Annotated in this window: 15 protein-coding genes; 5 read left to right on the forward strand and 10 right to left on the reverse strand. The window is 69.1% G+C overall.

Translation table 11 applies throughout. The features are described 5' to 3' along the window. On the forward strand, positions 1-1431 hold the full coding sequence (locus V5740_RS11920) for an efflux transporter outer membrane subunit (protein ID WP_347304517.1): 1431 nt from the start codon (positions 1-3) through the stop codon (positions 1429-1431). Between the two features lie 17 nt (positions 1432-1448). Then, positions 1449-2048 (forward strand): TetR/AcrR family transcriptional regulator, encoded by a 600-nt coding sequence (locus tag V5740_RS11925; protein ID WP_347302697.1) that lies wholly within the window; start codon positions 1449-1451, stop codon positions 2046-2048. Positions 2049-2119: 71 nt separating this feature from the next. Here the strand turns inward: V5740_RS11925 and V5740_RS11930 are convergent, their stop codons facing one another. Next, the gene (locus tag V5740_RS11930; RefSeq protein WP_347302698.1) at positions 2120-2404 is read right to left on the reverse strand and encodes a hypothetical protein; all 285 of its coding nucleotides are present in this window, start codon (positions 2402-2404) and stop codon (positions 2120-2122) included. Positions 2405-2624: 220 nt separating this feature from the next. Here V5740_RS11930 and polA point away from each other — a divergent pair, with 220 nt between their 5' ends. After that, a complete protein-coding gene (polA, locus tag V5740_RS11935) occupies positions 2625-5492 on the forward strand; it encodes a DNA polymerase I (protein WP_347302699.1) in 2868 nt (955 codons plus the stop codon). 8 nt (positions 5493-5500) lie between these two features. Here polA and V5740_RS11940 read toward each other — a convergent pair whose 3' ends face one another. Both V5740_RS11940 and V5740_RS11945 read right to left on the reverse strand, forming a co-directional pair. Continuing rightward, entirely contained in the window at positions 5501-8149 is a 2649-nt protein-coding gene (locus V5740_RS11940) for a glycoside hydrolase family 3 C-terminal domain-containing protein (protein WP_347302700.1), read from the reverse strand. Between the two features lie 135 nt (positions 8150-8284). Beyond that, positions 8285-10591, reverse strand: coding sequence for a CDC48 family AAA ATPase (locus V5740_RS11945; RefSeq protein WP_347302701.1), 2307 nt, complete (start codon positions 10589-10591; stop codon positions 8285-8287). Between the two features lie 433 nt (positions 10592-11024). Between V5740_RS11945 and V5740_RS11950 the strand changes: the two genes are divergently transcribed. After that, a complete protein-coding gene (locus V5740_RS11950; RefSeq protein WP_347302702.1) occupies positions 11025-11732 on the forward strand; it encodes a CoA transferase subunit A in 708 nt (235 codons plus the stop codon). Further along, a complete protein-coding gene (locus tag V5740_RS11955; RefSeq protein WP_347302703.1) occupies positions 11732-12382 on the forward strand; it encodes a 3-oxoacid CoA-transferase subunit B in 651 nt (216 codons plus the stop codon). The genes V5740_RS11950 and V5740_RS11955 overlap by 1 nt, the downstream gene beginning before the upstream one ends. A 6-nt stretch (positions 12383-12388) precedes the next feature. Here V5740_RS11955 and msrB read toward each other — a convergent pair whose 3' ends face one another. Genes msrB through prpC form a run of 7 tightly spaced genes read right to left on the reverse strand, consistent with a single transcriptional unit; the run spans position 12389 to position 22762 of the window. Continuing rightward, entirely contained in the window at positions 12389-12865 is a 477-nt protein-coding gene (gene msrB, locus V5740_RS11960; protein WP_347302704.1) for a peptide-methionine (R)-S-oxide reductase MsrB, read from the reverse strand. A gap of 43 nt (positions 12866-12908) precedes the next feature. Beyond that, positions 12909-14165 carry an FAD-dependent oxidoreductase gene (locus V5740_RS11965; protein ID WP_347302705.1) on the reverse strand — a complete coding sequence of 419 codons (1257 nt, stop codon included), beginning with the start codon at positions 14163-14165 and terminating at the stop codon, positions 12909-12911. Beyond that, complete coding sequence (locus tag V5740_RS11970) at positions 14162-18835, reverse strand: NAD-glutamate dehydrogenase domain-containing protein (RefSeq protein WP_347302706.1); 4674 nt, start codon at positions 18833-18835, stop codon at positions 14162-14164. The genes V5740_RS11965 and V5740_RS11970 overlap by 4 nt, the downstream gene beginning before the upstream one ends. Before the next feature lie 33 nt (positions 18836-18868). Continuing rightward, positions 18869-19849: an LLM class flavin-dependent oxidoreductase gene (locus V5740_RS11975; protein WP_347302707.1), complete on the reverse strand. Its 981-nt coding sequence runs from the start codon at positions 19847-19849 to the stop codon at positions 18869-18871. Then, the gene (locus tag V5740_RS11980; RefSeq protein ID WP_347302708.1) at positions 19846-20583 is read right to left on the reverse strand and encodes an alpha/beta hydrolase; all 738 of its coding nucleotides are present in this window, start codon (positions 20581-20583) and stop codon (positions 19846-19848) included. Before V5740_RS11980 ends, V5740_RS11975 begins: the two co-directional genes overlap by 4 nt. 52 nt (positions 20584-20635) lie before the next feature. Continuing rightward, the gene (prpB, locus tag V5740_RS11985) at positions 20636-21559 is read right to left on the reverse strand and encodes a methylisocitrate lyase (RefSeq protein WP_347302709.1); all 924 of its coding nucleotides are present in this window, start codon (positions 21557-21559) and stop codon (positions 20636-20638) included. Between the two features lie 48 nt (positions 21560-21607). After that, the gene (gene prpC, locus V5740_RS11990) at positions 21608-22762 is read right to left on the reverse strand and encodes a 2-methylcitrate synthase (protein WP_347302710.1); all 1155 of its coding nucleotides are present in this window, start codon (positions 22760-22762) and stop codon (positions 21608-21610) included. Between the last annotated feature and the right edge of the window lie 22 nt (positions 22763-22784).

The following is a 22784-nucleotide window of genomic DNA, read 5'->3' on the forward strand; positions in this document are numbered from 1 at the left end:
ATGCTCGCCGGGTGCAATCTCGCGCCCGATTACAGCCGACCCACCGGCGCCGTGCCGGTCGTGCTGCCCGAAGGCGGCATCTACCCGCCGGCTGCGACCGACGCGCCCGACATCACGCGCGTCGGCTGGCGCGACTTCTTCCTCGATCCCCGGCTTCAGCAAGTGATCGAGACGTCGCTCGCCAACAATCGCGACCTGCGGATCGCGGCGGGCAACGTGCTGCAGACGCGGGCGCAGCTGCGGGTCCAGCGTTCGGCGCTGCTGCCCACCGCCACGATCGGCGGCTCCGCCACCTACACCAACAACCCGCTGGGAGCGGCGGGCGCGGCAGGCGGCGGCGGCGCGCTGCCGGGTGGCGGCGGCGTCAACCCGGGCGCGGGCGTCGGCACCGGCGGCGGTTCGAACCTGGAGATCTATTCGGTCAATGCCGGCATCTCCGCCTTCGAACTCGACCTGTTCGGCCGTATCCGCAATCTCAGCCGCGCGGCCCAGGAACAGGTCTTCGCCAGCGAGGAGGCGCAGCGGTCCACCCGCATCAGCCTGATCGCGGAGATCGCCAATACCTGGCTGACCATGGCCGCCGACCAGGAACAGCTGCGCCTTGCGCGCGAGACGCTGGACACGTTCCAGCAGACGCTGGACCTGACCACCGCCCAGTTCCGCATCGGCGTTGGTTCGGAACTGGAGGTGCGGCAGGCACAGACCAGCTACGACGCCGCGCGGGCCGATATCGCGGCGCTGGAAACGCGCGTGGCGCAGGACCAGAACGCGCTGAACCTGCTGGCGGGCACGACGATCCCGGCGGAGCTGCTGCCGGCCGAGCTTGCCGAGACCGACTACACGCTGGATGCACTGCCGGCGAACCTGTCGTCGGACGTGCTGCTGCGCCGGCCCGACGTGCTGCGGGCCGAACACCTGCTGATCGCGGAAAGCGCCAATATCGGCGCGGCGCGCGCCGCCTTCTTCCCGTCCATCTCGCTGACAGGGACCATCGGCACGATCGGCCTGGCCCTGTCGGGCCTGTTCACCGGCGGCAGCTACACCTACACCGCCGCACCGGCCGTCTCGCTGCCGATCTTCGATGGTGGGGAGCGGCAGGGCAATCTCGATTTCGCCCGCGCATCGCAGCAGGTCGCGCTGGCGACCTACGAGCAGACGATCCAGACCGCCTTCCGCGAGGTGAGCGACGCGCTGGCGCAGCGTGGGCGCATCGGCGACCAGTTGGACGCGCAGGCCAGCCGGGCGGAAGCCGCGTCCGGCGCGGCGCGCCTGTCCGATGCCCGGTTCCGCGCCGGGGTTGATTCGTTCCTGGTCACGCTGGACGCGCAGCGCACCGCCTATGCGGCGGAGCAGCAGCTCGTCACCACCCGCCTGACGCGCGCCAGCAACCTGGTGGAGCTGTACCGTTCGCTCGGCGGCGGGCTGAGCTGACGCGGGCGGGCGCGAGCGTGACCGACGAGCGCCTGGATCGCCGCCGCGAGGGCCTGATCCAGGCGGCCGAGCAGCTGTTCCTGGAACAGGGCGTGGAGCGCACCGCGCTGGCCGACGTGGTCAAGCGCGGGGGCGGGTCGCTGGCGACATTGTACAAGCTGTTCGGCGGCAAGGCCGGCCTGCTGGAAGCGGTGATGCAGGCCCGGGTGGCGCAGAGCGGCGTGCGCATGGTGGCCTTCGCCGCGACCGCGCCGTCCCCGCGCGAGGTGCTGCTGCGGCTGGCGCGTGACCTGCGACGCAGGGCGGACGATCCGGCGGAGGTCGCGCTGTCCCGCGTCCTGATCGCCTCCAGTATCGAGGATCCGGCATTTGCCAGCCGCTTCTATGGCAAGACCTTCGTGGACGCGCGCGCGCATCTGGAACGGCTGTTCGTACGATGGCAGGAGGACGGGCACGCGCTGACGGCGGAACCGTCCCTGCTCGCCGCCATGTTCCTGGGGATGTTCGTGTTCGAGCTGCAATCGCAGGCGATCAGCCATGGCTGCATCGCGGAAGGCGACGAACAATGCCTGGAACAGAAGGTCAGCTTCTTCTGCCACGCTGCAGGGCTAGACTGACCGCATGAAAAAGGGGGCGCCCGGCCAGTGCCGGACGCCCCCTTTCCATATTTCCATATCGGTCGAACCGATCAGTCGGCGGCGGCTTCTTCCACCGACTCGTCCTGCACGTCGGCCTCGATCTTGTCGCCGGCCTCGTCGGTCGCCTTGCCGGCGGCATCGACGGCGCCGCTGATTTCGGCACCGGCTTCGTTGGCGGCACCGGCGACGGCGTCACCGGCCTCGTCCAGGTTGGCTTCGGCGTCGGCGGCGGCGCCCTCAACGGCGGCGCCGGCCGCATCCTCGGTGCTCTCGGAGCAGGCGGCGAGCGACAGGGCGGAGGTGGCGAAAGCGGCGGCGAGAATGATCTTGCGCATGGTCAGACATCCTTGAACTGCGAAACACGAACACGCCGGCAACGCACGGCGTGGGAAAACCGCCATCCGGGCAGCGGATTTCTGCGGCATAGCAATAAACATGTGTCAGGACGGGCACAACCAGATTGTGGCAAAATAAGGGCAAACCCTTGTGGACGTGCCACAATGCGCCAGCGACAAACCGGCTGACCGCCTGCCCCCGGCTTGCTAGAGGACGCCGATGGCGGACACACCGGCTGGCAAGCAGCATCTCTATCTGGTCGACGGATCGGCCTACATCTTCCGGGCCTATCATCGCCTGCCACCGCTGACCAACCCGGCGGGCACGCCGGTGGGCGCGGTCTATGGCTACACCACCATGCTGTGGAAGCTGGCGGAGGATCTCGACAAGGCGGACGGGCCCACGCACCTCGCGGTGATCCTCGACAAGGCGAGCCATTCGTTCCGCAACGAGCTGTATGCCGAATACAAGGCCAACCGGCCCGAGCCGCCGGACGATCTGCGCCCGCAATTCCCGCTGATCCGCGATGCGACCCGCGCCTTCTCCTTGCCCTGTATAGAGGAGGACGGGCTGGAGGCGGACGACCTGATCGCCTCCTACGCGCGCGCCGCCACCCGCCGGGGCTGGGACGTGACCATCGTGTCCAGCGACAAGGACCTGATGCAGCTGGTCGGCCAGTGCGGCGCGCCCGACGATGGCTGCGAGGGCGGCTGCATCGACATGCTCGACACCATGAAGAACCAGCGCATCGACGTGCCCGAAGTGATCGAGAAGTTCGGGGTGGTGCCCGAACTGGTCGGCGACGTGCTGGCGCTAATGGGCGACTCGGTGGACAATGTGCCCGGCATCTTCGGCATCGGGCCCAAGACCGCCAGCAAGCTGATCCAGGATCACGGCTCGCTGACCGCCGCGCTGGACGCGGCGCCCACGATGAAGGCGGGCAAGCTGCGCGACCGGCTGATCGAAGGGCGCGCCATGGCGGAGCTCAGCCGGGTGCTGGTGCAGTTAAAGGAGGATTGTGACCTTCCCATCCCGCTCGACGAGTTCAAGCTGGATGGCGTGCCGCCCGAACCCTTGGCCGCGTTCCTGTTCGAACACGGCTTCACCAGCCTGCTGAAGCGGCTGGATGGCGGGCGCGGCTCCCCCGATCGGCCGATCAACCTCAACCCGGTCAAGATCAGCACCGCGGCCGCCGCGGCGCCGCAGGGCAACCGCCAGCCGCTGCCCGACATGCCGGCGGTGGACCGCAGCGCTTACGAATGTGTGCAGACCGCGGAGCGGCTGGCCCATTGGGTGGAGCGGGCCTTCGCCGCGAGAATGGTGGCCATCGATACGGAGACCAGCGCGCTCGACGCGATGCAGGCGGAACTGTCGGGCATCTCCCTGGCGCTAGGCCCCAATAATGCCTGCTACATCCCGCTGGGCCATGGCGGCGACGACATGTTCGCGGAGAAGCCGCCGCAGGTGGAGCGGCACGTCGCCTACGACCTGCTGCGTCCGCTGCTGGAAAGCGATGCCGTCCTGAAGGTCGGCCAGAACATCAAGTACGACATCAACATCCTGGCCCGCTGCGCCGACATCCACCTGGCGCCGGTGGACGACACCATGATCATCAGCTTCGCGCTCGATGCCGGGCGATCGCTGGATGGGATCGGCGGCGGGCACGGGATGGACGAGCTGGCGACCCGCCACCTCCAGCACACCACCCTTACGTTCAAGGACATCTGCGGCACCGGCAAGAAGGCAATCCCGTTCGGCCAGGTGCCGCTGGACCGCGCGACGCAATATGCGGCGGAGGATGCTGACGTCACCTGGCGGCTGCACCGTCATCTCAAGCCGCGCCTGCTGACCGAAGGCGGCACGCGCGTATATGAAACCGTCGATCGTCCGCTGATTCCGGTGGTCGCCGGCATGGAACGCCACGGCATTCGGGTCGATCGGCAGGCGCTGGAACGCCTGTCGGGCGAGTTCGCGACGGAGATCGCGCGGATCGAGGGCGAGATCTTCGAGACCGCCGGCCAGCAGTTCACCATCGGCAGCCCCAAGCAGCTGGGCGACATCCTGTTCGACAAGATGGGCTACCAGGGCGGGCGCAAAGGCAAGAGCGGGCAATATTCGACCGATCAGACCGTGCTGGAGAAGCTGGCCCAGTCGGGCGCGACGCTGCCCCGGCAGGTGTTGGAATGGCGCCAGCTGTCCAAGCTGAAGACGACCTACACCGACGCTTTGCAGGCAGCGATCGATCCCGATACCGGCCGCGTCCACACCAGCTACAGCCTGGTCGGCGCGCAGACCGGGCGGCTGTCCTCCACCGACCCCAACCTGCAGAACATCCCGATCCGCACCGCCATCGGCCGCCAGATCCGCGAGGCGTTCGTGGCGGAGCCGGGCAACGTGCTGGTCGCCGCCGACTATTCGCAGATCGAGCTGCGCCTTGCCGCGCATATGGCGGACGTGCCGCCGCTGAAGGAGGCGTTCGCCGCCGGGCAGGACATCCACAGCCGCACGGCGGAAGAGATGTTCGGCACGGTCGACCGCGACACCCGCGCGCGGGCCAAGACGATCAACTTCGCCATCCTGTACGGCATCAGCCGCTGGGGCCTGGCCGGTCGGCTGGAGATCGAGGCGGACGAGGCGCAGGCGATGATCGACCGCTATTTCGAACGCTTCCCCGGCATCCAGCGCTACATCGTGCAGACGTTGGAGAGCGTGCGCGAGCGCGGCTATTCGGAAACCCTGCTCGGTCGCAAGACCTGGTTCCCGCGGATCAATTCCAAGCAGATCAACGAACGCCAGGGCAGCGAACGGGCGGCGATCAACGCGCCGATCCAGGGCACCAGCGCCGACATCATCAAGCGGGCCATGGTCCGCATGGGACCGGCTTTGCGCGATGCAGGCCTGCCCGACGTGCGGATGCTGCTGCAGGTGCATGACGAACTGGTGTTCGAGATGCCGGAAGGCGACGTCTCGGCGGCCAAGCCGGTGATCGAACGGGTGATGGCGGAGGCCGCGACGCCGGCGGTGGAACTGACCGTGCCGCTGGCGATCGATATCGGCCACGGCGCGACGTGGGACGCCGCGCACTAGGCCGATATTCAGCGGATGACGTGTTCGTCCGTCACCTGCACCTCGGCGGCCACGCCGGCGACCTGCGGCAGACCGTCGCGCTGGTCCGGCTGGCCGCCGCCGATCCACAGGCGGATCGGACCTGCGGGCACAACCCGCCGGCCGTCGGCATCAACCATGCTCAGCGCCTCGGCATCCAGCGTGAAGCTGACCTCCTGCTCCGCCCCGCGGGCGAGGTCCACCCGGCGGAAGGCGCGCAGCGCGCGCACCGGCGCGCCGGGGGCATCGTGCGTCACATACAGCTGCACCACCTCCGCCCCGTCGCGCGCGCCCGTATTGCGCAGGGTGGCCGTCACCTCCACCGCCTCCCCGGCGGCGATGGTATCGCGGCTGAGGCGCGCGGGGGCGTAGGTGAAGCTGGTATAGCTCAGCCCATGACCGAACGGGTACAGCGCCTCGCCATCGAAATAGCGGTAGGTGCGGTTCGCCATGCCGTATTCCTTGAAGGGCGGCAGGTCGTCGACCGAACGGTAGAAGGTGACCGGCAGACGGCCTGACGGGCTGTAATCGCCCGCGATAAGGTCGGCGACCGCGCGCCCGCCGGTGCCGCCTGGATACCATGCCTCGATGATGGCGGGCACGTTGGCGTCGGCCCAGTTCACCGCCAGCGCGCTGCCGTTCATCAGCACCAGCACCACGGGTTTGCCCGTGGCGTGGAGCTGTTCCAGCAATTCCTGCTGCGGGGCGGGCAGGTCCAGGCTGGTGCGGTCGCCCCCGGCGAAGCCCGCCGCGTTGACGCGCATCTCCTCGCCTTCCAGCTTGGCAGTGAGGCCGGCGGCGTAGACCACCAGGTCGGCGTCGCGCGCGGCGGCGATGGCCGCATCGCTGCGCGTCTCGGCCGCGCTCCACATCAGCATCTGGTCGCCCCGCGTGCCGCTCTGCTTGGCCTCCACCACGATGGCTACGGGCTTGCCCGCGGTCAGCACGGCATCGCGCGAGACGATGTCGCCGGGCTCGCCCGCGTCCCAGGCATTGACGATCTCCTGCCCGTCCACGCTGATCCGGTAACCGTCGAAGCTACGCAGCTGGAACTGATAGGCGCCGCTGTTGGGCGGGGTGATCGTGCCGCTCCACCGGACGGAGCCGGCGCGGTCGGCGCGGGTGGGGTAGCCCCAGCGGAAACGTACCTCCTCCTCCTCCTCGCTCGTCGCCACCGGCGTGCCGGAGAGCGCCGGGTTGTCGAACACCTCCATCCGTACACCGGCCAGCGGTTCGGCGCCGACGGCCTTCAGCGGGGTGCCGGTATGGCCGGTCCCCTCGACATAGGTGACTTCCGCATCCGGGTACCGCGCCCGCAGACCCGCCAGCACGGTGACCGGGGCGGATGGCGTGCCGTTGTAATTGCCGACCAGCGCATCCACGCTGTCCGCATTGGGGCCGATCACCGCGATCCGCCGGGGCGCGGCGGCGAGCGGCAGCAGCCCGTCATTCTTCAGCAGCACGGTGGATGCGCGCGCCACCTGATTGGCCAGCGACGCGTGTTCGGGCGTGTCGAACTGGTCAGCGGTGATTGCGGCGTACGGGCTTGCGGAACGGTCGCCCATCAGGCCCAGCCGGATGCGCGCGGTCACCAGCCGCGTCACCGCGCGGTCCAGCGTCGCTTCCGGCAGCAAGCCCTGTTCCACCGCGCGCACGATGATGGCGGGGTCGCTGCTCTTGTCGAGGCCGAACTCGGCGCAGAACAGGTCGGTGCCGGCGCCGATCGCGGCGGCGGCGGTATGTTCGGGATCAGGCTGCCATTTGTGCGATTCGGGTTTGAAGAAATCGGCAATAGCCGCGCAATCGGACACGATGTGCCCGCGAAAGCCCCAGTCGCGCCGGACAATCTCCTCCAGCATCGGCGTGGCGCAGGCGGGGATGCCGTCGATCGCGTTATAGGCGCACATCAGCCCCTCGGCCCGCGCCTCCGTCACCGCGGCGCGGAAGGCAGGGAGGTAGGTGTCCTCCAGATCGTGGGCGGAAGGGTGCACATCCTCGAAATGGCGATCTGCCTCCGGCCCGGAATGGACCGCGAAGTGCTTGACGGAGGCGAGCGTCTTCAACGCGTTCGGGTCGTCGCCCTGCAGCCCCTGGATGAAGGCCACGCCGAAGCGGCTGGTCAGGAACGGGTCCTCGCCCCAGGTCTCCTGACCCCGGCCCCAGCGCGGATCGCGGAAGATGTTCACGTTGGGCGACCATACGGTCAGGCCGTGGTAGATGGCGGAGCTGCCATCGGGCTTCAGCGTGTCGAGGTACTTGGCCCGAAATTCGGTGGCGATCACGTCGGCGGTCTGCCGGATCAGCGGCACGTCCCAGGTCGCGGCAAGCCCGATCGCCTGCGGGAACACCGTTGCCTCGCCGGCGCGGGCGACGCCGTGCAGCCCCTCGCTCCACCAATTATAGGCGGGTATGCCCAGCCGGGCGATGGCGGGGGACTCGTGCTTGATCTGCGAGGCCTTCTCGGCAAGCGTCATTTCGGCGACGATCGCCGCGGCCCGGCTTTCCGCCTGGTCGATCGCGCTGTTCCACGCCGCCGCATCCATCGGCGCTGGCGCCTCGCGCGAATGGGCCGGCACCGCTGCCGCCATGGCCAGGATGGCCGCACCCCAGCGCAGCGACCGCAATTGTGAACGCACCATCAGCCTTCCTCCCCACGCACCGCAGGTTGCCAGGGCACCCGGTGTTATCGAGAGAGGGTAACGCTATCATTCGCCACGTGCAAGCAGCGGCTGGGGCGTCATCCCGACCCTTGCCGGGATGACGCCGACCTGCCGTCAATGTTTGAATGGCCGGGTGCTTTCCACCATGTCGTCGGTCAGGAAGCCGATCGGCCGCACTTCCATCGCCCGGCGCTTCAGCTCGCCCTGCATGGCCTCGTACTCCTTCTCCGTCGCCTCGCTGACGCTGGCGCGGCTTTCGGTAAGCGCCTGCGCGAAGTCCGCCCCGGTCACCTCCCGCGCATTCTCCCCGTCGCGGCGAATGGCGAGCAGGCCCGCGCGGCGCACCACGTCCTCCAGGTCCGCGCCGGTGTAGCGGTCCGTCTCCGCCGCGACGTGCGCCAGGTCCACATCGCCCGCCAGCGGCATGCCGCGCGTGTGGATCGACAGGATATGCGCACGCCCGGCCTCGTCCGGGGTGCCGACATAGACCAGCTCGTCGAACCGGCCGGGGCGCAGCAGCGCGGGATCGACCAGCGTCGGCCGGTTGGTCGCGCCGATCACGACGATGGAGTTCAGCTCCTCCATCCCGTCCATCTCCGCCAGGATGGTGTTGACCACCCGCGCGGTCACCTGCGGCTCGGCCCCGCCGCTGCCGCGCGCGGGCACCAGCGAATCGATCTCGTCGATGAACACGACGCAGGGCGCCACCTGCCGGGCGCGGGCGAACAGGCGGCTGATCTGCTGCTCGCTCTCGCCATACCACTTGGAGAGCAGGTCCGACGACTTCATGGAGATGAAGTTCGCCTCCGCCTCCTTCGCCACGGCCTTCGCCAGCAGCGTCTTGCCGGTGCCCGGCGGACCATACAGCAGGAAGCCCTTGGCCGGGCGGATGCCCAGCCGATCGAACGCCTGCGGATTGCGCAGCGGCAGTTCCACGCCTTCGCGCAGCTTCTCCTGCGCGGTGCCGAGTCCGCCGATATCGGCCCAGCCCACGGTAGGCGCCTGCACCATCACCTCGCGCATGGCGGATGGCTGCACCCGCTTCAGCGCCTCGCGGAAGTCGCCACGTTCGACGCACAGGCCCTCCAGCACCTCAGGCGGCACGGTGCGTGCGTCGAGGTCGAGACGCGGCATGATCCGCCGCACCGCCTCGATCGCCGCCTCCCGCGCCAATGCGGCAAGGTCCGCGCCGACGAAGCCGTGGGTGGAGCGTGACAGTTCCTTCAGGTCGACTCCTTCACCCAGCGGCATGCCGCGGGTGTGGATGCCCAGGATCTCCCGCCGGCCCTGCTCGTCCGGCACGCCGACGATGATCTCCCGGTCGAACCGGCCCGGCCGGCGCAGCGCCTCGTCAATCGCGTCGGGCCGGTTGGTGGCGGCGATCACCACCAGGTTGGCGCGCGCCTGCAACCCGTCCATCAGCGTCAGCAACTGGGCGACCAGCCGCTTCTCCGCCTCGCCCTGCACGTTCTGCCGCTTGGGCGCGATCGAATCGATTTCGTCGATGAAGACAATGGACGGCTGCGCCCGCTCCGCCTGCTCGAACACCTCGCGCAGCCGCTTCTCGGACTCGCCATAGGCGCTGCCCATGATCTCCGGTCCGTTGATGATGAAGAACTCGGCCTCGCTCTCGTTCGCCACCGCTTGCGCCAGCCGGGTCTTGCCGGTGCCCGGTGGGCCGTGCAGCAGCACGCCCTTGGGCGGATCGACGCCCAGCCGCGTGAACAGTTCGGGATAGCGGAGCGGCAGCTCGACCATCTCGCGCAATTGCTTGATGGTGTCTTCCATGCCGCCGACATCGTCGTAGTTCACGGTGCCGCGGCCATCGCGCACCTCGGCGAACTCGGCCCGCAGCTCCACCTCCGTCTCCGGCCCGATGGTCACGATGCCGCGCGGCACGGTGGAGACCACCTGCAGGCGGATCTGCGTCAGCGCATAGGCGGGCGTGTTGAACATCCGCCGTACTTCCGCCGGCACGTTCTGCACCGGCTGCTGGCCATGTGTCGCCACCAGGTCGCCCTGCACCAGCGGCTTGCCGGTGAAGACGCGCTTCAGCGCCTCCGGCGGGCCCTGCAACCGCATCTGCCGCTGCGCGGGCGCGAACACCACGCGGGTGGCGACGCGCGGCTCGGCGCGGCGGACCTGCACGTGTTCACCCCCCGCGGTCTCCGCATTGGCGCGCTGCAGCCCGTCCAGCCGGACGACGGAGAGCGACTGATCCTCGTCATAGGCGGGCAGGGCGAGGGCGGCGGTGATCCGCTTGCCCTCGATCTCGATCGCGTCGCCTTCGGTGATGCCCAGCGCCTGGAACGCCGCGCGCGGCATCCGGGCGACCCCGCGGCCGCTTTCCTCCTGCCGGGCAGCGGCGACCTGCAGGCGCACGGCCTGATCGCTTGCGCCCCGTGCATCCGCGTCCGCCATCACCCAAGCTCCTTCAACCCATCCAGGACGGGACAGCTAGGAAGCGGCACGGGCGATTGCAAAGGGCCAGCGTGCGTCGGCGCACCCGACGGTGCGGAACGGGGCAAAAAGAAAGCCCGGCCGTTGCCAGCCGGGCTTGGAAAGTTTGGGAGAGGATGCCTGAAAGGCAAGCCCCTTATGATCCGATGCGGGACATCTCGCAAGTGCGAAACGCGCAAAGGTCAGTGCAATTCGTGCAACATAGCGAGGTAAGTAGCAGGAAACATGCTATTGTTCGCGCTATCTTTGGTATAAACACGTAGCTCGACCCCGTTCCCGGCCATTGTGCATCGCAACGGCTGCGCCGATGCGGCAGCAACCCCCGTGACAGCCCCCGCCCGATTGCGTAGCACGCGCCGGTACTGCCCATGGGAACGGCACTGGAGGTCAGGTGATGCGCAAACTCTATCCCGATGCGGCGGCGGCGCTGGACGGTGTGCTGCGGGACGGCATGCTGATCGCGGCCGGCGGTTTTGGCCTCAGCGGCCTGCCCGAACGGCTGCTCGACGCGATCCGCGACAGCGGCGTCACGGGCCTGACCTTCGCCAGCAACAATGCCGGCATCGACAATGAAGGCATCGGCAAGCTGCTGCGCACGCGGCAGGTCGCCAAGATGATCAGCAGCTATGTGGGCGAGAACAAGGAGTTCGAGCGGCAGTTTTTATCCGGAGAGCTGGAGGTGGAGTTCTGCCCGCAGGGCACGCTCGCCGAACGCATGCGCGCTGGTGGTGCAGGTATTCCCGGCTTCTACACCAAGACGGGTGTCGGCACCCAGGTGGCGGAGGGGAAGGAGGTCAAGAACTTCGACGGGCAGGACTACATCCTGGAACGCGGCATCTTCGCCGACCTGTCGATCGTAAAGGCCTGGCGCGCGGACGAGGCGGGCAATTGCGTGTTCCGCAAGACGGCGCGCAACTTCAACGCCCCCGCCGCGACCTGCGGCAAGGTCTGCGTGGTGGAGGTGGAGGAACTGGTGCCGACCGGCAGCCTCGACCCCGACCAGATCCATCTGCCCGGCATCTACGTCCAGCGGCTGATCGTGGGCGCACCCTACGACAAGAAGATCGAATTCGTGACCACGCGCGAGAGGGAGGCGGTCTGATGGCTACGCAGGTGAAGGGCTGGACCCGTGACCAGATGGCCGCCCGCGCCGCGGCGGAGCTGGAGGACGGCTTCTACGTCAATCTGGGCATCGGCATCCCGACCTTGGTGGCGAACCACATCCCCGCCGGGGTGGAGGTGACGCTGCAATCCGAAAACGGCATGCTCGGCATCGGGCCGTTCCCCTACCCGGACGAGGTCGATCCCGACCTCATCAATGCGGGCAAGCAGACGGTCAGCGAACTGCCGCACTCGGTCTATTTCGACAGCGCGCAAAGCTTCGCCATGATCCGCGGCGGGCACATCGACCTGGCGGTGCTGGGGGCGATGGAGGTGAGCGAGGACGGCGACATCGCCAACTGGATGATTCCGGGCAAGATGATCAAGGGCATGGGCGGCGCCATGGACCTGGTCGCGGGGGTCAAGAAGATCATCGTGGTAATGGATCACACCGCGAAGGACGGCACGCCCAAGTTCATTCCCCACTGCACCCTGCCGCTGACGGGCAAGGGCGTGGTCGACATGATCGTCACCGATCTCGCCGTATTCGCCCGGCCCGATCATGCCAGTCCGTTCCGGCTGGTGGAGCTGTCGCCCGGCGTCAGCGCGGAGGAAGTGGCGGCCAAGACAACCGCGAAGTATACGGTGTAGGCAGGCTCACGCCGGGCGAAAGGTCATCGCCACGCCGTTCATGCAATAACGCTTGCCCGTGGGGCGCGGGCCATCGTCGAACACATGGCCCAGATGGCCGCCGCAATCGGCGCAATGCACTTCCGTGCGCGGCAAGCCGATGGTGAAGTCGGTATCGGTGCCGACCGCGCCCGCCAACGGCTGCCAGAAGCTGGGCCAGCCGGTGCCGGATTCGAACTTGGTGCGGCTGGCGAACAGATCGTTGCCGCAGCCCGCGCAGGCGTAGGTGCCGGCGCGCTTCTCCCGGTTCAGCGGAGAGGTATAGGCCCGCTCCGTCGCGTCTTCCCGCAACACCTGGAAGGCTTGCGACGACAGGCGCCGGCGCCACTCCGCCTCGCTCAACTGCACGCGGTAGGGCCGCGCCTCCGCCGTCCCGCACCCCGCCAGCGCCAGCCCGCCCAACAGGGCGGCGAGGAAGGAGCGGCGGTTGGGCGCGTCGATCATTCGCCGGTTCTGCCTATTCAAAGGCGAACCGGCGCTGAACGGCCTAGAGCATCGCCTTCAGCGGGGTTTCGGTGTCCATCAGCAGCTCGGGCGCGATGACCGCGCCCGCTTCCACCAGCTTGCGCCCCTGTGCGTAATCGCGGGTCGCGTTCACGCAATCGAGCGCGATCACCTGCCCTCCGCGCAGATAGATGACGGAGAACGATCGTGCCGCCGGGTCCCCCCGCAGCACGGTGGCGTCGTGGCCTAGCGCCAGACCGACAGTCTGCAGCTTCAGGTCGTACTGGTTGGACCAGAACCACGGGACCGCGTCATAGCCCTGCGGGTCGCCGCAGATCGCGCGTGCGGCGACACTGGCCATATCGTTGGCATTGCCGACGCTTTCCAACCGGATCACGGCATTGCCGGCATAGCGGTTGGCGTGGGCGGCGCAGTCGCCGATCGCGTAGACGTCGGGCAGGCTGGTGCGGCAGAACTCGTCCACGTCCACGCCATTGGCGCCCGCCGCCCCGGCCGCGATCAGCGGGCCGACCGCAGGCACGATGCCGATGCCGACCACCACGATGTCCGCCGGCAGCACGGTGCCGTCCGCCAGTCGCACGCCGGTGACCCGTTCTCCGTCACCTTCGATGCATTCCACCGCCGCGCCCATGTGGAAGCGGACGCCCTGCGCCTCGTGCTCCGCCTGGTAGAAGGCGCTGAGGTCCGCGCCTGCGACACGGGCCAGCACCCGCTCCTGCTGTTCGACCACCCTCACGTCGCAGCCGGCCTTGACCAGCACGGCCGCGCTTTCGAGGCCAATATAGCCGGCGCCGATCACCACCGCGCGCCGCGCGCCCGCATCCAGTTCGGCCAGCAGCCGGTCGGCATCAGCGCGGTCACGCATGGCATGGATCCCGGCGAGGTCCGCCCCGCCGCAGGACAACCGGCGCGGATCGCCACCCGCCGCCCAGATCAGTGTGCCGTACGCGAGCGTGCGCCCGCCGCTGATGCCCAGCTCGTGCGCCACCGGATCGACCCGCGACACATTGGTGCCGGGTAGGAAGGCGATCTGCCGTTCCGCCCAGAAGGCCGGCGGGCGGATCAGGATCCGCTCGAAGCTCTTGGCACCCGTCAGGTATTCCTTGGACAAAGGCGGCCGTTCGTAGGGCAGGTCGCGGTCGCGGCCGACCAGCAGGATCGATCCGGCAAAGCCCTGCTGGCGCAGCGCGATGGCCGCCTGCGCGCCGGCATGGCCGGTGCCGACGATGACGACATCGGCGCCGGTCGGGGTGGTGTTCGGAATGATGTCGGCACTCATCGCTGCAGCAGGCTCCGCGCCTGACTGGCGATATGCGCCAGCATCGCCGGGGTCAGCGGCGTCGCCGCGCGTGCCCGCGCGACCAGCCCGCGCAACGCACGTACTGCGGCGGCGTTGTTGTCCAGCCAGCCGCGCACCTCCGCCAACGGATCGCCCGGCCGGTGGGTGCCGTGCAGCCGCGCGGCCAGGAAGGCGAAGCGCATCTGCTGCAGGTCACGGGCAAGGCCCGATACCAGCACCCGGTCCCACGGGTCGGACGGGTTCATGACCGATGCGCGCGCCTGCGCCCAGTCGAGCCCCAGTTCCTCGCCCAGCGTGATGAAGGCGTTGGCCAGCGCCACCGGGTCCTGCCCGGTGGTGCGCGCCAGGCGGGCAAGGCCGATCGCGCCGTCGATGGCGAACAGACGGGCGACCGCAGCCGCCAGCTCGTCCGGCGCGCCCGCTTCCCGCAGCGCGCCTTCGATCGCGCCGGCATGGTCGCGTGCCTCCGCCGCCAGCAGATCGTCCACATGGTCGACCAGCGCGGCGACATTTTCCGCCATGTCGGTGATCGCCGCGGAGGGCGCGGTGGCCGGCCCGCTGCGCAGCAGGTCCGCCATGTGCCCGCGCAGCGCCAGCGCGGCCGTTTCGAACAGCATCAGGCGCCCCGCCTCCGGCATCGGCGTCGCATCGATCGCGTCCCACAGCGGCTCCATCCGCAGGAGGTCGCATGTACCGACGAAAGCGGCGGCGACATGCGCCAATTCGGAACTTTCCTCCGCCGCCAGCTCGAATGGATGGATGATGCCCATGCGATTGACGATCCGGTTGGCGACCGTGGTCGCCACGATCTCGGTCCGGAGCTGGTGGTGCAGGATCTCCTGGCGGAACCGGTCCTGCATGGTGGCGGGGAAATCGCCCAGCAGCAGCGGCTCCAGCGCGTCGTCATCGGCCAGCTTGCTGTCTTCGATCGCCGCCTGCAGCACCAGCTTGGTGGAGGACAGCAGCACGGCGAGTTCGGGCCGGGTCAGGCCCTTGCCGTCCGCCGCGCGCCGACCCAGCTCCTCCGCCCGCAGCAGGCCTTCGGTCCGGCGGTCCAGGTCGCCGCGCTCCTCCAGCGCGTCGATCAGCGCGGACAGGGATGGCACCGCCGCCGGACCGCCACGTTCGGCGATGGACAGCGCCAGCGCCTGCAGCCGGTTGTCCTCCAGCACCAGCGCCGCGACCTCGTCCGTCATCTCGCGCAGCACGGCGCGGCGGCCATCCTCGTCCAGATGGCCGGCAGCCTTCGCGGCGGCGAGCGCGATCTTGATGTTCACCTCGTTATCCGAACAATCGACCCCTGCCGAATTGTCGATGAAGTCGGTGTTGGACCGGCCACCATTCAGCCCGAATTCGATCCGCGCGGCTTGCGTGATGCCCAGATTGGCACCCTCGCCGATCACCGCGACGCGGAGGTCGGCGGCGTTCACCCGCAGCGCATCGTTGGCCGGGTCGCCGACATCGGAGTTGCTCTCCGTGCTCGCCTTCACATAGGTGCCGATGCCGCCGAACCAGAGGAGGTCTGCCGGCGCCTTCAGGATGGCGGCGATCAGGCCGTCGGGGTCGAGCTCCGCCGCCTCCACGCCGAGGGCGGCGCGGGCCTGTTCGGACAGCTCGATCCGCTTGGCGCTGCGCGGCCAGACGCCGCCGCCGGGTGAGATGATGGCCTCGTCGTAATCCGCCCAGCTCGACCGGGGCAGGTCGAACAGGCGCTGGCGTTCGGCCCAGCTTGCCGCCGGATCGGGATCGGGGTCGATGAAGATGTGCCGGTGATCGAACGCCGCCACCAGCTTCAGAGCCTTGGACAGCAGCATGCCGTTGCCGAACACGTCGCCCGACATGTCGCCGCAACCGACCACGCGCACCGGCTCCGTCTGCACGTTGATGCCGCGTTCCAGGAAGTGCCGCTGGACGGAAAGCCAAGCACCGCGCGCGGTGATGCCCATCGCCTTGTGGTCGTACCCGTTGGAACCGCCGCTGGCGAACGCATCGCCCAGCCAGAAGTCGCGCTCCTCCGCGATGGCGTTGGCCGTGTCGCTGAAGGTCGCCGTGCCCTTGTCCGCCGCGACGACGAAGTACGGATCGGCGCCGTCACGCACCACCACCCCATCGGGGTGCACGGTGCGCCCGCCCACGATGTTGTCGGTGACGGACAGCAGCGTGCGGATGAACAGCTTGTAGCTGGCGGTCCCTTCGGCGAACCATGCATCGCGGTCCACGGCGGGGCTGGGCAGTTGCTTGGGATAGAAGCCGCCCTTGGCTCCGGTCGGCACGATGACGGCGTTCTTCACCCGCTGCGCCTTCATCAGGCCCAGGATCTCCGTCCGGAAATCGTCGCGCCGGTCGGACCAGCGCAGGCCCCCACGCGCGACCGGGCCGGCCCGCAGGTGGATGCCTTCCACCCGGCGCGAATAGACCCAGATCTCCCGCCATGGCACGGGGCGCGGCAGGCGGGGCACAGCCTCGCTGTCCAACTTCAGCGCCAGCGCTTCCTGCCCGGCGGGGATGAAGGCGTTGGTGCGCAGCACGGCGTTGATGACGGCCCAGTACAGCCGCAGCAGCCGGTCGTCGTTCAGCGCGGTCACGCCCGCGAGGCCGGCGGTGATCGCATCGGCCTGCTTCTGCGCGGCGGCATCGCGGTCACCGGAGAAGGCGGGATCGTGCCGCACGCGGAACAACTGCACCAGCGCGGCGGTCACGCCCGGTGCGCCGCGCAGCGCATCGACCACGGTGTAGATGGTGAAGGCGACACCCGTCTGCCGCAGATAGCGATAGAGTGCACGCAGCCAGTCCGCCTCCATGGCGGCGAGGCCGGTGGTGGCGACCAGCCGGTTGAACACGTCATCCTCCGCCCGGCCGTTGATGACGGCGACGATCGCCGGCTCGATCGCGGCGGCGCGGGCCAGCAGCGCGGCCGCATCGCCGCCGCCGGTCAGCAGCAGGCGGAAATCGTGGATTGTGTCGCGGGTGTCGCCGGTCAGCTCCGTCGGCAGTTCCGCCAGCACGCGGAAGCCGAAATTCTCCAGCGCAGGTACCGCATCGGACAGCGGCATCGCGCCGCCTGCCTGGTACAGCTTCAGCCGCAGCTGATCCGCTGGGTCGGAAGCCTCCCGGTACAGCCGCGCATCGCGGCCCAGCGGGCGGTCGGGGTCGGCGTCGGACAGATGGCGCAGCCGGGCGATGTCCGCCGCTGCCTCCGCCGGACCGTAGGCGGTGCGATAGGCCGGCGGGAAGCTTTCGGCATATCGGCTGGCGAGCGCGGGCCCGTCCGTTCCGCCGACCGCATCGGCCACGGCATCGGCCCAGCCGCGCAGCATCGCCTGCAGCCGCGCATCGACCGCCGCCTGATCGACCGGTGCCGCCAGCCCGCGCACGTCCAGCACGAAGCGCAGCGTGGCGAGTGCGCCGCCCTCCACCTCCATCGACCAGTCCAGCGTTTCCGCCCCGATGGCGCGTTCCAGCAATTGCTGCACCTGCAACCGGATTGACGAACCGATCAGGTCGCGCGGCAGCCAGACGAAGGCGAAGACGTGCCGGTCCAGCGGCGCCTGTACCAGTTCCAGTCGCGGACGCGGGCGATCCGTCAGCGCCATCATCGTGGTGGCGACGCGCGCCACGTCATCCGCCGGGAAGCCGATCAGCAGGTCGTGCGGCAGCGCGGTCAGCGCGTGGACCAGCCCCTTGGCATCGTGGCTGCCGCGCGCCAGCCGGTGGCGTTCCAGGATGTCGTGCAGGTGGCGGCGCAGCACCGGCACCTGTTCGGGCGGGGTAGCAAGGGCGGCACTGGTCCAGATGCCGGCATGGATCGACAGGGCGGTAACGCGGCCATCCGCCAGCACCGGCACCAGGAACAGGTCCAGCGGCACGCGGCGATGGACGCGCGCGACGCGGTTGGCCTTCACGATCAGCGGCGCGGCGGCGGCGCGCGCGGGATCGGCATCGAACCAGGCGAAGGCCCGCGACAGCGTCTCCTCCGCCAGCAGGTCAGGTTCCCCCGCGCGGCAGATACCCTTCAGATCGGCCGGGGCGCCTTCCCGGTGGCGCAACTGGTGCCCGAGCAGCGTGACCCGGTCCGCCGCCAGCCAGCGCAGCAGTTCCGCGCCCTCGCTGTCCCCCAGCCTTGCGGCATCGGCGGCAAGCGCCTCCTTCATCTGCGGCCAGTCGGCGACGGCGGCGCGCACATCGGCCAGCGTCAGCGCGAACTGCCGCTCCAGCTCAGTGGCGACGCCGGCATCGATCGCCGCCGTCTCCAGGTAGATCATCGATTCCCGCGGGGCACCTTCGGCGCCGGCGCCCGTCGGCAGCGCCAGCAGCCGCCCGTCGGCATCGCGGTGGACGGGCAGGACGGGATGGACCAGCAGGTCGATCGGCAGTCCATGCGCAGCAAGGGCGCCAGCGATCGAATCCACCAGGAACGGCATGTCGGTGTTTATGAAGACCATGCGCGTGGTCCGCTCGCCGTCGGCGGCGCGGCGGATCAGCACGGCGGGCTCCTCGCCATCGCGCCGGCGGGCAGCCTCCAGCACGCAGGCGGCCGCCTCGGCCAGGCGATCGGGGGACAGTGTCGGGTCGCCGGGCAGCAGCGACCGGGCCATCTGCGCCTGCAACTCCGCGCTCAGCGCCTGCTCGTCGGTGTCGATCGTCGCCATTTCAACGTCCTCTTCTGTTCTGGACCAGCCCTGTCAGGCGAGCGCGGCCTGCGTCAAGCGCAGGGACTCCTCGCGCGCCGCCGGGTCGTATGTCGCACCCGCGACGACGATCTCGTCCGCGCCGGTCCGTTCCGCGAAGCGGCCGATGGCGGCGCGCACGGTGGCGGGGCTGCCAACGGCGCGGACCCGCATCATGCCATCCATCATCGCCAGCGCGGATGGCGGCAGCGTGTCACGATAACCCGGCACCGGTGGCGGCAGCTTGCCCGGATCGCCGCTGCGCAGGCGAACGAAGGACTGTTCCTGACTGCTCGCCAGCAGCTCTGCCTCCGCATCGGTTTCGGCCGTGAACACGTTCATGGCGGCGGCGACATAGGGACGGTCCAGCGCCGCCGACGGGCGGAACTGGCTGCGATAGACGGACAGCGCCTGATCCAGGTGGTCGGGCGCAAAATGGCTGGCGAAGGCGTAGGGCAGGCCGAGCCGCGCGGCGAGCTGCGCGCCGAACAGGCTCGACCCCAGCAGCCACATCTGCACATTGGCGCCCAGTCCCGGCGTCGCCACGATCGGCAATTGCGGCTCCCCCGTCAGCAGCGCCTGCAGCTCCGCCACGTCCTGCGGGAAGGCCTCCGCCGCGCGGTGCAGGTCCTTGCGCAAGGCCTGCCCCAGGATCGGCCCGGCGCCGGGCGCGCGGCCAAGGCCGAGGTCCACGCGGCCGGGGAACAGCGCGTCCAGCGTGCCGAACTGTTCCGCGATCAGCAGCGGCGCATGGTTGGGCAGCATGATCCCGGCGGACCCGATGCGGATGGTGCGCGTGGCGGCGCCGATATGCCCCAGCACGACGGACGTGGCGCCACCGGCGATGCCCACCATCGTGTGATGCTCTGCCACCCAGAACCGGTGATAGCCCACTTCTTCCGCCACCTGCGCCAGGCGGGCGGCGGCGGCGAGCGCCTCGGATGGACCCTCCCCTTCGCGGATGGGCACGAGGTCGAGCACGGACAGCTTGGTCATGATATGCCTTCGATGAGCGCCGCGGCAGTGCGCAGCAGCAATGCGATCTGTTCGGGGGAGGACAGCCGGTGATCGCCGCCTTTCACCAGCGTGACCTCCACATCCGTGGCGTCGAGCCGTTCGGCCAGTTGCAGCGACAGCGAAGCGGGGACGACATCGTCCGCCTGCCCATGCAGCAGGCGCACCGGGCAGGTGAGCGCGATGGGCGCGCCGAGCAGGCGATTGGCCTGCCCGTCGGCCCAGAACAGCGGATGCGTGGGCGTGGGCGGATGGCCGTAGAGGTTGGGCCGCCACAGCGTCTCGCCCCGGGCCAGCTGCGCCTGTTCGGCCGGGTCGAAACCCCAGTCGGTGAAATCGGGTGCTGGCGCGATGCCGATCAGCCCGGCGACACGATCCTGCAGCCGCAGCGCCGCCAGCAGCATCAGCCACCCGCCCATGGACGACCCCACCAGCACCAGCGGCCCGGTGGTGAGCGCGTCGGCCAACGCGGCAACCTCCTCCGCCCAGCGGGTCAGCGTGCCGTCGGCGAAATCGCCCTCGCTGGCGCCGCAGCCGCTGTAATCCAGCAGCAGGCAGCGATGGCCCATCGCCTGCGCTTGCTCGAACAGGGCGGTCGCCTTCCCGCCGGTCATGTCGGACATGTAGCCCGGCAGGAAGATGATCGTCGGCCCGCTATCGCCGGTTAGCCGGTAGGCGATGCGCCGGCCGTCCGGCAGTGCGTGGGTCTCGGCCATGCGCCGCAGATGGAGGCGGGGCTTGCCATCGGCAAGGGCGGGGTGCCCCGTGTCAGCCCCGGTCGGGCGTCCCCTGCGGCACGATTGTCTGCACGATGCTGGCGTCCAGCGCCTCGAAGTCATGGAGGCCGATCGTGTCGTACAGCTCCGCGCGGGTCTGCATGCGGTCCACCATCTTGTGCGTGCCGCCATGTTCGCGGATGGAGGCATACAGGTCCGCCACCGCCTTGTTGGCGACGCGCAGGCTCGACACGGGCCAGATCACCAGCTTGTAGCCCATCTGCTCGAACTCGGTCGCGGTGAAGAACGGCGTCTTGCCGAATTCGGTCATGTTGGCGAGCAGCGGCACGCCGGGCATCGCCGCCGCGAACTTCTCGAACATGTCGCGCGTGTTCAGCGCTTCGGGGAAGATCGCGTCGGCGCCTGCGTCCATGTAGCGCTTGGCCCGGGCCACCGCCGCGTCGAAGCCTTCGACGCCCGCGGCATCGGTGCGGGCGATCACCACCAGATCACGCCGCGCCTTGGCCGCGGCAGCGACCTTGGCGGCCATGTCCTGCGCACTGACCAGGTTCTTGCCGTTCAGGTGGCCGCACTTCTTGGGAAGGATCTGGTCCTCCAGATGCACCGCCCCCGCGCCCGCATCCTCAAACGTGCGGACCATGTGCATGACGTTCAGCGCCTCGCCATAGCCGGTGTCGCCATCCACCAGCAGCGGCAGGCCCGATGCGCGCACGATCTGCCTGATAAAGAAGGCGACCTCGTCCACCGTGATAATGCCCAGATCAGGCAGCCCCATGCTGGCGGTCATCGCCGCGCCCGACAGATACAGCCCGTCGAACCCGGCATTGCGCGCCTGGATCGCCGCCTGCCCGTTATGCGCGCCCGGCAGCTGGTAGATGCCGGGACGGGCAAGCGCATCGCGGAACCGCTTGCCGGCGGGTTCATGGGGCAGGTCGGCGGCGAGGAGGTAGGGCATGACGTTCTTTCAGTAGACGTGTGTGTGCAGCAGATCGAATGTGCGGAGCTAGTTCCGCTCCCCAATCGGCACCCACTGGAGGTTCTCCGGCCCGACATAGTTCGCGCTGGGGCGGATGATCTTGTTGTCCTGGCGCTGCTCGATCGCATGCGCCGCCCAGCCGCTGGTGCGGGCGATGGCGAACAGGGGAGTGAACATCGCCGTCGGCACGCCCATCAGGTGGTAGCTGACGGCGCTGAACCAATCGAGATTGGGGAACATCGCCTTAACCTCGGCCATGACGCTCTCGATCCGTTCGGCGACGGCGTACTGGTTCAGCGCGCCGGCCTCGTCCGCCAGGCCCTTAGCCACACGCTTGATCACCTCGTTGCGTGGGTCGGCCACGGTGTAGACCGGGTGGCCGAAGCCGATGATGACCTCCTTCGCGGCCACCCGCGCGCGGATGTCGGCCTCCGCCTCGTCCGGGTTTGCGTAGCGTTGCTGGATGTCGAACGCGACCTCGTTGGCGCCGCCATGCTTTGGCCCGCGCAGCGCGCCGATCGCGCCGGTGATGGCGGAATGCATGTCGCTGCCCGTCCCCGCGATCACCCTTGCTGCGAAGGTGGAGGCGTTGAACTCGTGCTCCGCATACAGGATCAGCGACGTGTGCATCGCGCGCACATGGCTGTCGGGGGCAGGCGAACCGCGCAGCAGGTGCAGGAAGTGGCCGGCGATGCTGTCATCGTCGGTCTGCACCTCGATCTCGCGGCCATTGTGGCTCCAATGATACCAGTACAGCAGCATCGAGCCCATCGACGCCATCAGCCGGTCGGCGATCGCCCGCGCGCCGGGCAGATTGTGATCGTCCTTCTCCGGCAGGGCGCAGCCCAGCGCGCTGACGCCGGTGCGCAGCACGTCCATCGGATGCGTCGCGGCGGGCAGCGCGGCCAGCGTCTCCCTCACCGGCAACGGCAGGCCGCGCATGGCCTTCAGCTTCAGCTTGTAGGCGTGGAGCTCGCTTTTCGTCGGCAGGCGGCCATGGACCAGCAGGTGGGCGACCTCCTCGAACTCCGCCTCTTCCGCGAAGTCGAGGATGTCGTAGCCGCGATAATGCAGGTCGTTGCCGGTGCGACCGACCGTGCACAAGGCGGTGTTGCCGGCGGCAACTCCGGACAGGGCGACGGATTTCTTCGGCTTGAAGCCGGGGGCAGTGGTGTCGGTCATCCTCTTGGGTCCTGTTTCTTGT

The organism is Croceibacterium sp. TMG7-5b_MA50, assembly GCF_039830145.1.
In the GTDB taxonomy this organism is placed as follows: domain Bacteria; phylum Pseudomonadota; class Alphaproteobacteria; order Sphingomonadales; family Sphingomonadaceae; genus Croceibacterium.